This is a genomic window from Streptomyces sp. NEAU-sy36 (assembly GCF_013423905.1).
GTDB lineage: Bacteria > Actinomycetota > Actinomycetes > Streptomycetales > Streptomycetaceae > Streptomyces > Streptomyces misionensis.
The window spans coordinates 2,638,274-2,649,951 of the sequence record NZ_CP058977.1 but is presented as its reverse complement, the minus strand read 5'-3'; the positions used below and the strand labels follow the sequence as shown (position 1 = coordinate 2,649,951).

The window sequence follows — 11,678 nt, the reverse complement described above, 5'->3', positions numbered from 1 at the left end:
GACACCACCGACACCGCCGGTCTCTTCCGCACCGACCCCGGCCGCGCCCCCGGCGCGCCCGGCACCCCCGGCGCCCCGCGCACCCGAGCCCGCCGAACCCGATCCGCGGCAGCCCGCCCCGGTGCAGCCCGCCAAGGCGGTCGCGCCGCGGCCCGTCGTGCGGCCGGTGCCCGAGCGCGAGGAGGTGGTGGGGCCGCCGTGCCCCGCGTGCGGGACGCCGAACCCGCCGGGGCGCCGGTTCTGCCGCCGCTGCGCCACCCCGCTGGACCCGCGGGCGGCTGCGGAGGCGCTGCCGTGGTGGCGGACCGTGTGGCCGTTCCGGCGCCGGGTGCGGGCGGGCTCCGGACGCTGGGTGCGGTTGCTGGTGATCCTGGTGGTGGTCGCCGCGCTGTGCGTGGGCGGGTTCCTGCTGCTGCCCGCCGGACGCTCCCTGGTCGAGGACACCCGGGACAAACTGGGCGGCACCAAGGCGGTCACGCCGGTGCACGTCACGGCGAGCGCCTCGGTGAGCGGGCATCCGGCCTCGAACACCACGGACGGCCTGAGCAACCGCTACTGGGGCGCGCCGGGGCCGGGGGCGTCGGTGACGTACACCTTCGGCAAGCCGTTCCGGCTGGTGGATCTCATCATCACCAACGGCGCCTCCGACTCGCCGCAGCAGTACGCGGCCGAGGCCCGCGCCTTGCAGATGGACATGGAGGTCACGTCCTCCGACGGCACCGTGCACCGCACGTCGGTGTCCCTCGGCGACAAGGCGGGCCCGCAGACCGTCACGACCGGGATCGACGACGTGGTGGGCGTGCGACTGGTGCTGCGTTCGGTCACGGGGCTGACGGCGGGCCGTCACGTCGCGCTCGCGGAGGTCGAGTTCTTCCAGCGGAGCTGAGCGTCCGGCCGGCCCGGCCGGCGCGCCGTCGTCCGGGCTACCCGGCCGGGGAGGATCGCGGGCGCAGCCGGGCGGCCAGGACGGCGACGTCGTCCTCCGTGTCGCGGACGTCGAGGCGGGTGACGACGGTGTCGAGGATCTCCTCGGGTCCGGCGCCGGTCCCGAAGCGGATGCCGGCCAGCCGGTCCAGGGAGCGGTCGATGTCCTCGCCGCGCCGCTCGACCAGACCGTCCGTGAACAGCACGAGGGTCTGCCCGGGCGCCAGCCGGCAGGTGGCCGGTTCGTAGCCGCCGAAGCCGGTGCCCAGGGGCGGGCCGACCGGCACCGGCAGCCGGGTGGCCCGCCCGTCCCGGTCGATCACGAACGGCGGCAGGTGTCCGGCACCGGCCAGCGTCACCATGCCCCGGTTGGGGTCGACCTGCGCCAGCAGGCAGGTGGCGGGCCTGCGGTCGGGTTCCTCGGCGGCCATGCCGTCGAGCTGGCGCAGCACGCGGTGCGGGGGCAGGTCGGCGGAGGCGACGTAGCGCAGGGCGGAGCGGTAGGCGGTCATGTCGACGGCGGCCTCCAGGCCGTGCCCCATGACGTCGCCGACGACCAGCAGGGTGCGGCCGAAGTGCAGTCGTACGGTCTCGCACCAGTCTCCGCCGACCAGCGTGCTGTTCCCGACCGGCAGATAGCGGATGGCGACGTCCAGATTGGGGTGCGGCCGGCCCGGTTCGGCCAGCAGGGCGCGCTGGAGCTTGCCGATGATGCCGCTGACCGCGTGGTGCTCGCGGGCGTGCCGGATGTGGGAGGCGGCGCGCTCGGCGAGGAACCGCAGGAACTCGGTCTCCGGCCCCGGGTACGGCTCGTTCCCGCGGGCGCAGACGAGCACGCCGTAGCAGTGGCCGCCCGCCGTCAGCGGCACACAGAGCGCGGCGCGTTCGTCGCCGGGCCCGGCCGCGATCCACCGGTCCTCGTCCGGGTCGGCGCCCGGCGGGACCGCCGCCGCGACCCGCCGCGCCTCGGGCAGCAGCTCCGGGTCGCCGCCGACGGCCGCGTAGCCCACCGCGGTCTCGCGGCCCCAGCTGAGCACGGCCGCGGCGCCGCCCAGCCGGGCCGCGGCGGTGCGGGTCAGCTCGGCGCAGGTGGTGTCCTCGTCCAGGGTGGTGCCGATCCCGGCCGCCACCGCGCGCAGCTCGGCCGGGCCCGCCGGGACGCGGGTCTCCTCCCGGGCGGGTCTGCCGTATCCGGGCCCGACGGCGTCCACCGTCGGCTGACGGAACGGGTGAAACCAATCCACCACAGCACTCACCTTAGAGGGGGATCCCCGCACCGTCCCGCCATGACCACATCAGCACGCACGGGTCCCCGCCCGGCGGGCGGCGACCCGCTCCAGGACGGGCCGCCAGGTCTCCGGCGCCGCCACGCGGGCGCCGACCACCTTGCCCGCGTCGTCGGCGCGGCGCAGCGCGAGGGCCGCCGCGAAGTCGGGGCCGGCCGCGAAGGCGGCGGCCTCGTCGGGGGTCATGGGGCCGCCCTGCCGGCCCAGCGTGCGGGCGCTCTCCGGGGACAGCGCGAGGTGCGGGTCGGTCGCCGCGAGATAGCGCTTGGCCGGAACGTGCAGGGCGACCAGGCGGGCGACCCGGGGGCCGAGGAGGCCCTCGACCGCCGCCGCGGCATGCGCGCCGTGTCCCGCCTCGTCGCCCGGCACGAGGCGGTGGCCGAGGTCGTGCACGAGCCCGGCGACCTGCACCTCCTCGTCGTCCGGGTGGCTCGCGGCGAGCAGGGCGGCGACCTGGAGGCCGTGGTCGAGGATGTCCACCGGGTCGCCGGAGCGGTCCGGGGTGTCCCAGACGCCGGCGCAGCCGGCCAGCAGGTCCATCAGCGCGTCGACGGACGGGACGGGGCGGATCGGGTGGTGCGTCATGGGGCCACGCTGCCTCGGCGGGGTGTACGGCCGGGTGTACGAGGGGTGGCCGGGGGATGTCCGGTCCGTTCCGCTCCGCGCGGTCCGTGCGGGCATGGGCGCCGGCGTGCCGGGCACGCGATCCTGGTGAGGGTGGAGACCCGCGAGGAGGCCAGGAGGCGCGGCCGGTGATCGCCGTCAACCCGATGGACAGCGCCTCGGTGCTGGCGGCCTTCGGCGCGCTCGGGGTGCTGACGGTGATCTTCGCGGAGTCCGGTCTGCTGGTCGTCGGCTTCTTCCTGCCCGGGGACACGCTGCTGTTCCCGGCCGGTGTGCTGTGCGCGGGCACCGCCCAGCAGCCGCCGCGGCTGGCGCTGTGGCAGGTGCTGCTGTGCGCGGCGGTCGGCGCGGTGGCCGGGGGCCAGGTCGGCTATCTGATCGGGCGGCACGGCGGCCGGGCGCTGCTCGCGCGCACCTCCAGCCGGCGGGTGAAGGGCGCGGCGTCCCGCGCCGAGGAGTTGCTCGCCCGGTACGGCTACGGCAAGGCGCTGGTGCTCGGCCGGTTCGTGCCGCTGCTGCGCACGGTGCTGCATCCGGTGGCGGGGGCGCTGGAGGTGCCGCTGCGGCCCTTCACCATCTGGCAGAGCGTGGGCGGGGTGCTCTGGTCGCAGGTCCTGGTGCTGGCGGGCTTCACCCTCGGCGCCTCCGTGCCCCAGGTGAACGACTATCTGCTGCTGCTGGTCGTGGCGGTCGTCGTGCTGTCGCTGCTGCCGCTGCTGCTGGAGGCCGCCCGGACCCGCCGCGAACGGCGGGACACACAGGACCGGCAGGACCGGCGGGACAGCCGGGAACGGCAGGACCGGCGCCATCCCTGATCCGGTCCCGCGCCGCCGGGGCGGTTACAGCGCGGCTCCCCGGTGTGTCACGCGTCCCGCCAGCACGGTCGCCACCACCGGCACCTGCGCCAGCTCCGTGTCCGCGACGGCCAGCGGGTCCTCGGCGAGCACCGTGAGGTCGGCGCGGCAGCCGACGGCGAGCCGCCCGGCGGCCTCCTCCTCCCCCGCGACCCAGGCCGGGTTCACGGTCATCGCGCGCAGGGCCCGCAGCGGGGTGAGCGCCTGGTCGGGGCCGTGCGGCGGCAGGGAGAGATCGGCGGGACGGCGGTGCCGGGCGCCCGCCATGACCTCCAGCGGCGGGTACGGCGCCACGGGCCAGTCGGAGCCGAGCACCACCCGGGCCCCGGCGTCCCACAGGTCACGGCAGCGGAAGGCGTGCCCGGCCCGCTCCTCGCCGAGCCGCCGCGACCAGTTGTCGGTGTGGTCGGCGCGGGTGAACTCGCAGCAGTGGGTGGGCTGCATGGACGCGGCCACCCCGAGCGGCGCGAACCGCCGCACGGTGTCGTCCGGCACGGTCTCGATGTGCTCGACGCGGTGCCGTACGGCGCCGGGGCCGTCCGACTGCGCCCGGGCCACCGAGTCGAGCACATGCCGTACGGCCGCGTCCCCGATGGCGTGGGTGGCGGTGGGCACCCCGGCCCGGTGCAGGGCGGCGATCACCCGGGTGTAGCGCCGCGGGTCGGGCCAGAAGGCGCGGGTGGACTCCCCGTGCCGGTCGGGCGCCTCCAGCCAGGCGGTGCCGTTGTCGATGGTGCCGTCCATGAAGAGCTTCACACCGGCCACCCGCCACAGCGCCCCGCCGGTGCCCTGCAGCCGGATCAGCTCGGCCACGGCGTCGTCGTCGGCCTCCGGCGGGCACCAGGGGTGCACCCGCAGCCGCAGCGGAAGGGCGTCCTCGGCCTCCAGCGCGGCGTAGACGGCGAGGGTGTCGCCGTTGGCGTCCATGGCGTGCCCGCCGGTGAGGCCCGCGGCGGCCATCGCGTGCAGCACCTCGGTGGCCCGGGCGCGGACCTCGGCCTCGGTCGGCCGGGGCGCGACGGCCTCCACGAGCGCGCAGGCGGCGTCCTCCAGCAGGAGTCCGGTGGGCCGTCCGTCGGCGTCGCAGACGATCTCCGAGCCCTGCTCGAAGGCGCGCGGCCCGTCGATGCCCGCCAGTTCCAGGGCACGTGCGCCGGCCAGGGCGGAGTGGGCGTCGAAGAGTTCGATGAAGGCGGGGACGCCGTCGAGGACGGGCCCGAGGGCCGCATGACCGACGGGCGCGCCGCCGAAGGCGTTGGGGTCCAGGCCCCAGCCGCGCAGCCAGCCGCCCGGCGGCAGCGCGCGCACGGCGTCGGCGAGGGCGGCCCGTACGGCGTCGAGGTCGCGGCAGGCGGAGAGGTCCACGCCCATGGTGCGTTCGGCACCGGAGACGGGGTGCAGGTGCCCGTCGGTCAGGCCCGGCAGGACCACCGCGCCGCGCAGGTCCAGCACGGTGCTGCGCGGCCCGGCCAGGGCACGGGCCTCCCGGTCGTCCCCGAGCAGCACGATACGGCCGTCCCGCGCGGCGAGCGCGGTGTGCGGCAGGAGGGCGCCGGTGCCGGGGTCGAGCAGCCGGGCGGAGAGCAGGACGAGATCGGCGGGCACGGGGCTCCTTCAGGAGGGGGACTGTTCGGCGGGCTCGGGCTGGTCCAACGCGCCTGCGGGCAGGCCGAGTTCGCGCTCGGCGGTGCTGTGCGCCATGCGCAGCACCGCGGCGGGCCGGGCGGGGGTGACGGTGTTGACGTGGACGCCGAGGCCGTCGAGGACGACGAGGATCTGGACGGCGGCGCCGAGGGGATCGGCGGTTCGGAACTCGTCCGCGGCCACGCCGTCCCGGATCAGCCCTTCGAGGCGCCCGCGCCAGGCGGCCTCCTGCCGGGCCACCCGCTCGCGCAGCAGCGGCCGGTAGCGGCTCAGGTGCCGGGCGTTGATCCACAGCCGGCTGATGGCGTCGTACTCCTCCCCCGTCGTCCGCCCCAGGAACCGCCTCAGCCGGGCGAGCGGCCCGGCCTCCACGGCCCCGGCGCCGGAAGGCTCGGCGCCGGAAGGCTCGGCCCGGTCGGCCGCGGTACCCGGCTCCGGTTCGCCGGCACCGCCCCCCGCGCCCGGCAGCAGGCGGTCCAGTTCCGCGGTCGCCGCGTGGCCGAAGGCCTCGGCGACCAGTTCCTCGGCCGACGGGAAGTAGTGGCTGATCAACCCCGGGCGCACGGCCAGTTCCTCACCGATCCGGCGCAGGGTGACGCACTCCAGGCCCTCCGCCAGGGCGACCGCGGCGGCCGTGGTCACGATCTCCGCCCGCCGGGCCGCCGGATCCTTGCGGATCCGCTTGCGCTGAACGCTTGACGACATGACAGCGATGCTATTGAGTGTGCGACCAATAAGCAACTGGTCGCGTGCCCGACAAGCGCCCGGCCTCCCTTCCCCGCCGCTTCCGGAGGGCCCCATGGCGTCCACGCTCCCCGATCCCTGTCCCGACGCGCAGACCGCGCCCGCCGAGGGGCCCGCCCCCTCCCCCCGGGACTCCGGCGGCGTGGAGACGCACGGCATCGACCACATCCCCGACTCCGAACGCCGGGGCAGACCGCGGGAGTTGTTCTCCGTGTGGGCCGCCGCCAACGTCAACTACCTGAGCCTGGTGGTCGGCGGCGCGCTGGTGCTGATGGGCCTGAGCCTGTGGCAGGCGCTCGCGGTGACGGTCGTCGGCAATCTCTTCTGGCTGCTCACCGGGCTGCTCGCGGTCCCGGGCCCGGCCGCGGGCGCGCCCAGCGAGGTCATCACGCGGGCGCTGTACGGGGTGCGCGGCAACCGGGTCAACAACGCGGTGACCGGCTGGCTGATCTCCGTCTGCTACTTCGCGCTCAACCTGGCCGCCGCCGCCACCGCGGCCTTCTCCCTGGTGGCCGGGACCGGCCTGCCGGTGAACTCCGCGGTCAAGGCGGTCGTCGTGGTGCTCATCGCCACGGTCACCCTGGCCATCAGCGTCTACGGCCACTCCGCGATCGTGCGTCTCTACATGCCGATCACCCTGGTGCTGACGGCCGTGTTCGCCGTCCTCGCGGTCGCCGTGCTGCGGCACACGGACTTCTCCTACGCCCCGCACCGGCCCCTGAGCGGCGACGCGCTGTGGGCGACCGTCCTGGCCGGCGTCGCCCTGATCGCCTCCGGCCCCCTCTCCTACACCACCAGCGCCGACTTCTCCCGCTATCTGCCGCGCACCACCTCACCCTGGGCGGTGGCCGGCTGGACGGCGCTCGGCGGCTTCCTGCCCGGCGTGGTGGTCTGCGGGCTCGGCGCATGCGCGGCCACCGCCGTCGACATGAACGACCCGCAGTCGGCGCTGCGACCGCTGCTCCCCGCCTGGTTCCGGCCGCTGTTCCTGCTCGCGCTGGTCCTCGGCACCGTTGCCCTGAACGCGCTGACCGCCTACAGCGCCGGTCTCGCCCTGCAGGCCGTCGGCATCCGCATCCGCCGCTCGCTCAGCGTCCTGGTCGACGGCACGGTCTCCGTCTCGCTCACCCTGTGCGCGCTGCTCGTCTCCGACTTCCTGGACACCGTCGGCGATGTGCTCCAGCTGACCGTGGTCCTGCTCGGCCCCAGCACCGCCGTGTACGCCGTGGACATCCTGCTGCGCCGGGGCCGCTACGACGGCCCCGCCCTCACCGACGAGTCCCCCACCGGCCGCTTCTGGTACACCGGTGGCGTCAACTGGCGTGGAGCGCTCGCCCTTTCGGCGGGCGTCGCCGCCTCCGCGCTGTGCGTCGACACGGTCTACACCGGCCCGGCGGCCGCGGCCCTCGGCCATGTGGACCTCGCCCTGCCCGCGGGCCTCCTGGTCTCCGCCGCCGCCTACGCCCTGCTGATGCGCGGCCCGGTGCGCACGGGCGTCCGAGTCGCGCCGCGCTCTGGACGGTCCCCCGGCCATCCGTGAGACTGGGCCGGGACGGACGCCCCGGCCTCCAGGACGGTGACATGGAAGTAGAGGAAGTCCCCCGCGTCGAACTCACCCCGCGCGCCGAGGAACTGGTGCGCCGGCTGCGCGCCGCGCACGGACCGCTGATGTTCCACCAGTCCGGTGGCTGCTGCGACGGCAGCGCGCCCATGTGCTACCCGGACGGCGAGTTCCGCACCGGCGACTCGGACGTACTGCTGGCGGAGCTGGACGTGTCGGGGGTGGCCGAGCCGGTCACCTTCTGGATGTCCCGCAGCCAGTACGAGGCCTGGCGCCACACCCGGCTCATCGTGGACGTCGTGCCGGGCCGCGGCAGCGGATTCTCCCTGGAGGCACCCGAGGGGGTGCGTTTCCTCACCCGTTCCCGTGTGGTCGAGGCCTAGATGTATTGACCTGAAGCGTTGTTCACGCGCAGCTCGTCCTGGCACCGTTGGCATCCGGTCCCTGCGCGCTGACCGCCGACATCACGTCACGTGCGACGGCGGCCCACTTCGCGTCGGAGGGTCGCGCTTCAGGGATTGACGACAGCCATCCACATGGGCTCGGTACGGGTCTGCAGCGCGTGCAGGGCGGTCCGGACGTTGGCGAGCGGGTAGCGGTGGGTGATCAGGTCTTCCGCCTGGAGAAGGCCGCTTCCCATCAGGCGCAGGATCTCGTGGGCGTCGGAGCGGGTGCAGGAGCGAGTGCCGATGAGGCGCCAGCAGTTGGTCATCAAGGTGAGGGCGGGGAACGGGCAGGGGGTGGGATTTCCGCCCATGTGGACCATGGTCGCGCCGGTGGCGAGGGCGGCGGTGGCCTGCCAGGTGGTGGGGCCGTCGGGTGTGTAGTCGAGAACGGCGTCGGCGCCCTGTGGCAGCAGGTGGCGTAGCCGGGCGGTGAGGCCGGAGTTGGTCGTCCAGTCGGTGTCCAGCTCTTCCAGGGCGACGGTGTCGGTGGGGAGGGCGCCGGCGAGCCGGGTCACGGCGTCCAAGCGTGCGCGGGAGCGGGCGACGAGGATCAGCCGCGCTATGCCGAAGTAGGGGGCGAGCTTGATGGTGGCGGTGCCCATGGTGCCCGTGGCGGCGGTGACGACCATGACGGAGCCGGGGCGCAGTGCGGCGAGTTTCAGTGCGCGCAGGGCGTTGGCGAGGTCGTGGACCTTCGCGCCGAGGTCGAAGGAGACGTTGTCCGGCAGTGGGTCGAGCAGCCAATAGGGCACGCGGATGTATTCGGCCAGGCCGCCGTCATGGTAGCGCGCGTACAGAGGCATGGGGGCGGGGCCGAAGGCGGCGTGGCCGATCATGGCCTGCTGAGCGCACAGCATGTCGCGGTCGGTGGTGCAGGCCGCGCAGGTACGGCAGTTGAGCTGGGGATGGACGCGGATCCGCTGTCCTGGTGCCCAGCCGTGGGCCTGTGCCTCCGGACCGGCGGTGGTGATGGCGCCTGCGGCCTCGTGGCCCAGGACGGTGGGCAGGTGACGGAAGGCGCCACGGGACAGGAGGGTCAGCATGCCGGGGGCGAGTCCGGCGGCGGCGACGCGGACCAGGACGTCCTGTGGTCCGGGTTCGGGGACGGGAACGGTGTCCAGATGGATCCGGGCGGAGCCGGCGTGGGCGGTGACGGCCTGCATGGTGGGCACGGAGTCTGTCTCCCGGTTTCTCGATGGTCGGTGTGATGGCGCGGCGAAGCGGCTGGCGCGTGGGGCGGCGTCCGTCATTCCCGGGTGGGTGGTCGTAGTTCAGTGCGCGATGAGTTCGCGCACCAGGCGAGAGGTGAGGGGTTCGGCGGCGCGGCCGGCGGGTGCGACGCGGGGAGCCGGGCGGTGGGAGAGCAGGGTGAGGTGACAGGCCGGTTCCTCGGTGATGCTGGTGTGGGCAACCCCCAGAGGGATGCGGACGAAATCCCCCGGAGCCAGTTCGAGGGCACCGCGCTGGGTGAGCAGCATGCGCCGCCCGCTGATCTGGTACTGGATCTCGTCGGCGTCCAGGGTTCGGGTGTAGGCCCGCCTGCCCGGCGCGCCGGACAGGCGGGCGATGCCGAGCCGGAAGCTGTCGGCCCGGTAGAGCCAGGAGGTCGTGGCGGGGGCGGGGTCCGGGCGCAGCACGGTCAGCCGACCGGTCTCGTCGTGGGCTTGTTCCAGCAACAGGCGTTCGTCGCCGCAGTGGGCGGCCACGTCGTGGCCGGGGGCGCCCAGGCACTGGGTGGTGACTTCGGTGACGGTGCCGGCCTCCCAGCCGTCGAAGGGCGGGAAGAGGGGGCGGGAGACGTGGTGGGCGGCGTGTTCCTCGGTGACGGGCGCGGGGGTGTAGAAGAGCAGATGGCTCTCCTTGCGGCCGTAGTTGTCGTGGGCGACGCCGCGGGGGATGCGGGAGAAGTCGCCGGGCTGCAGCTCGACCGTGCCCAGCTCCGTCATGAGGGTGCGCTCGCCCGCGATCTGATAAGAGATCTCGTCCACATCGCAGTTGCGGTGGTAGAAGGGCTGCCGGTTGTCCATGGTCTGCCACTCGACGCGCAGTTGGTCGTTCTCGTAGAGACCCCGCGGCGGCGCGAACGGCTGGGACGCGTACCGCTGTGGGAAGTGCACCGCTTCCAGCAGGGGCTGGTCGGTCCACAACTTCATCGGCCCGGGGGCGGGCTCGGTGAGCAGCAGCTCTTCGTCGCGCCGGATCGTGCGCAGGGGCTGCTCGTGGCCGAGCAGGCGGAAGGTTTCGGTCACGATGGCCATGACGGGCTCCTCGATGTCAGAGGCAGTGAAACGGGGGATGGCGGCGAGGTGGTTCAGCGGGCCTGGCCGGGGGTGAGGGAGCTGCGGTGCGCCGCACGCCGGGCGATGCCGGCGCCGATCGCGGCGACGACAGCCGCGCCGGTCATGACGCAGGCCATCGTCCGGCCCTGGTCGGCGTCTCCGAGGCCGACCAGCGGGGTGACCAGGGCGCCGGTGGCGAACTGGGTGGCACCCAGCAGTGCCGATGCCGAGCCGCTGGCACCGGACTGGCCGGACATGGCCAGCGTGGTGCAGCAGGGCGCCGCGAGGCCGAAGGCGGCGATCTGCACCACCAGGGGTATCAGGAAGACCGGGAGTGGTGCCCCGGCCCAGGACGCTGTCAGCACCCCCGTGCCGGCCACGACGAGGACGGCGGTCGCCCTGGTGAGGATGCGCTGGGGGGTGGTGCGGCGGGCCAGGCGGCCGGTGGCCGCACCGCCTGCCACCATGCACGCCGCGACCAGGGCGAAGACGGCGCCGGCGGCGGTGGGTGTGAGGCCGTAGCCGCTCTGGAGGACGAAGGCCGCCCCGGCGATGTAGGCGAAGAGAACGGCGAAGAGCGCGCCGAGGGTCAGCGCGTACGCCCGGAAGGTGCGGTTGCCCAGCAGTCGGCCGTAGGCGCGGAAGACGTCGCAGAGGCCGGCGCTGGTCCGCTGTCCGGGCGGCAGGGTCTCCGGCATCGAGCGCACCGACCACAAGGCCAGTACGGCGCCGACAGCCGCAAGAGCGACGAACAGGCCGTGCCAGGAGGAGACGCGCAGCAGCCCGCCGCCCAGAACGGGGGCGCAGACCGGGGCGATGCCCATGACCAGGGAGAGTGTTCCGAAGAGCTGGGCGAGTCTGCTGCCGGAGTACAGGTCGCGGGCGATGGCCCGGCCCAGCACCGGTCCGGCCGCACCCGCGAGGCCCTGCAGGAACCGCAGGGCGGTCAGCACCGCCAGAGAGGGCGCCAGAGCACAGCCCAGGGAGGCCAGCGCGAAGACGAGCAGGCCGGCGAGCAGGGGCTGTCGGCGCCCCAGGACGTCGGACAGCGAGCCCATGAGCAATTGCCCCACTGCCAGCCCGGCGACGTTCGCGGACAGGGTGACGCCCACCGCCGCCGGACTGGTCTCCAGCGAGGTCGCGATGACCGGCAGAGCCGGAACGTACAGATCGATCGCCATGGGAGCCATGGCGCACAGCAGACCGAGCAGCACGATGGGCGGACCCTGACGGCGGGAGATCACGGGAGAGGGCACCGGAAGAACCACCAAACTTGTAAGGTGGCTTATAAGTTATGCGCTTTATAAGTTGACTGA

The 11,678-nt window shown here is 74.4% G+C and carries 11 protein-coding genes; 4 read left to right on the top strand and 7 right to left on the bottom strand.

All coding sequences use genetic code 11. The annotated features are described in order from the left end of the window. Positions 1 to 121 precede the first annotated feature (121 nt). Positions 122 to 886: a zinc-ribbon domain-containing protein gene (locus HZZ00_RS38305; RefSeq protein ID WP_257585757.1), complete on the top strand. Its 765-nt coding sequence runs from the start codon at positions 122 to 124 to the stop codon at positions 884 to 886. 37 nt (positions 887 to 923) lie between these two features. On the opposite strand, the gene HZZ00_RS12265 is transcribed toward HZZ00_RS38305, so the two are convergent. Together HZZ00_RS12265 and HZZ00_RS12260 are read right to left on the bottom strand one after the other, a co-directional pair. Beyond that, complete coding sequence (locus tag HZZ00_RS12265) at positions 924 to 2,171, bottom strand: GAF domain-containing SpoIIE family protein phosphatase (RefSeq protein ID WP_257585756.1); 1,248 nt, start codon at positions 2,169 to 2,171, stop codon at positions 924 to 926. A 48-nt stretch (positions 2,172 to 2,219) separates the two neighbouring features. Next, positions 2,220 to 2,795 (bottom strand): HD domain-containing protein, encoded by a 576-nt coding sequence (locus tag HZZ00_RS12260; protein ID WP_180332204.1) that lies wholly within the window; start codon positions 2,793 to 2,795, stop codon positions 2,220 to 2,222. Between the two features lie 167 nt (positions 2,796 to 2,962). Between HZZ00_RS12260 and HZZ00_RS12255 the strand changes: the two genes are divergently transcribed. Next, complete coding sequence (locus HZZ00_RS12255; RefSeq protein WP_180332203.1) at positions 2,963 to 3,649, top strand: DedA family protein; 687 nt, start codon at positions 2,963 to 2,965, stop codon at positions 3,647 to 3,649. 24 nt (positions 3,650 to 3,673) lie between these two features. Here HZZ00_RS12255 and HZZ00_RS12250 read toward each other — a convergent pair whose 3' ends face one another. Beyond that, on the bottom strand, positions 3,674 to 5,293 hold the full coding sequence (locus tag HZZ00_RS12250) for an amidohydrolase (protein ID WP_180332202.1): 1,620 nt from the start codon (positions 5,291 to 5,293) through the stop codon (positions 3,674 to 3,676). A 9-nt stretch (positions 5,294 to 5,302) separates the two neighbouring features. Further along, positions 5,303 to 6,037, bottom strand: coding sequence for a TetR/AcrR family transcriptional regulator (locus tag HZZ00_RS12245; protein WP_180332201.1), 735 nt, complete (start codon positions 6,035 to 6,037; stop codon positions 5,303 to 5,305). 94 nt (positions 6,038 to 6,131) lie between these two features. On the opposite strand from HZZ00_RS12245, the gene HZZ00_RS12240 reads away from it, so the two are divergent. Then, positions 6,132 to 7,616 carry a cytosine permease gene (locus HZZ00_RS12240; RefSeq protein WP_180332200.1) on the top strand — a complete coding sequence of 495 codons (1,485 nt, stop codon included), beginning with the start codon at positions 6,132 to 6,134 and terminating at the stop codon, positions 7,614 to 7,616. 41 nt (positions 7,617 to 7,657) lie between these two features. After that, on the top strand, positions 7,658 to 8,020 hold the full coding sequence (locus HZZ00_RS12235; protein WP_180332199.1) for a DUF779 domain-containing protein: 363 nt from the start codon (positions 7,658 to 7,660) through the stop codon (positions 8,018 to 8,020). Positions 8,021 to 8,148: 128 nt separating this feature from the next. On the opposite strand, the gene HZZ00_RS12230 is transcribed toward HZZ00_RS12235, so the two are convergent. The 3 genes from HZZ00_RS12230 to HZZ00_RS12220 all read right to left on the bottom strand — a co-directional run bounded on the left by HZZ00_RS12230 (position 8,149) and on the right by HZZ00_RS12220 (position 11,606). Then, the gene (locus tag HZZ00_RS12230; RefSeq protein ID WP_257585936.1) at positions 8,149 to 9,246 is read right to left on the bottom strand and encodes an alcohol dehydrogenase catalytic domain-containing protein; all 1,098 of its coding nucleotides are present in this window, start codon (positions 9,244 to 9,246) and stop codon (positions 8,149 to 8,151) included. Positions 9,247 to 9,354: 108 nt separating this feature from the next. Then, complete coding sequence (locus HZZ00_RS12225) at positions 9,355 to 10,341, bottom strand: hypothetical protein (RefSeq protein WP_180332197.1); 987 nt, start codon at positions 10,339 to 10,341, stop codon at positions 9,355 to 9,357. 53 nt (positions 10,342 to 10,394) lie between these two features. Beyond that, positions 10,395 to 11,606: a multidrug effflux MFS transporter gene (locus HZZ00_RS12220; protein WP_180332196.1), complete on the bottom strand. Its 1,212-nt coding sequence runs from the start codon at positions 11,604 to 11,606 to the stop codon at positions 10,395 to 10,397. Positions 11,607 to 11,678 lie beyond the last annotated feature (72 nt).

Bases quoted from the DNA above. Each gene is read 5' to 3' on its own strand.
- HZZ00_RS12260 (WP_180332204.1), bottom strand. From the start codon at position 2,795: ATGACGCACCACCCGATCCGCCCCGTCCCGTCCGTCGACGCGCTGATG.
- HZZ00_RS12245 (WP_180332201.1), bottom strand. From the start codon at position 6,037: ATGTCGTCAAGCGTTCAGCGCAAGCGGATCCGCAAGGATCCGGCGGCC.
- HZZ00_RS12240 (WP_180332200.1), top strand. From the start codon at position 6,132: ATGGCGTCCACGCTCCCCGATCCCTGTCCCGACGCGCAGACCGCGCCC.
- HZZ00_RS12235 (WP_180332199.1), top strand. From the start codon at position 7,658: ATGGAAGTAGAGGAAGTCCCCCGCGTCGAACTCACCCCGCGCGCCGAG.
- HZZ00_RS12230 (WP_257585936.1), bottom strand. From the start codon at position 9,246: ATGCAGGCCGTCACCGCCCACGCCGGCTCCGCCCGGATCCATCTGGAC.
- HZZ00_RS12225 (WP_180332197.1), bottom strand. From the start codon at position 10,341: ATGGCCATCGTGACCGAAACCTTCCGCCTGCTCGGCCACGAGCAGCCC.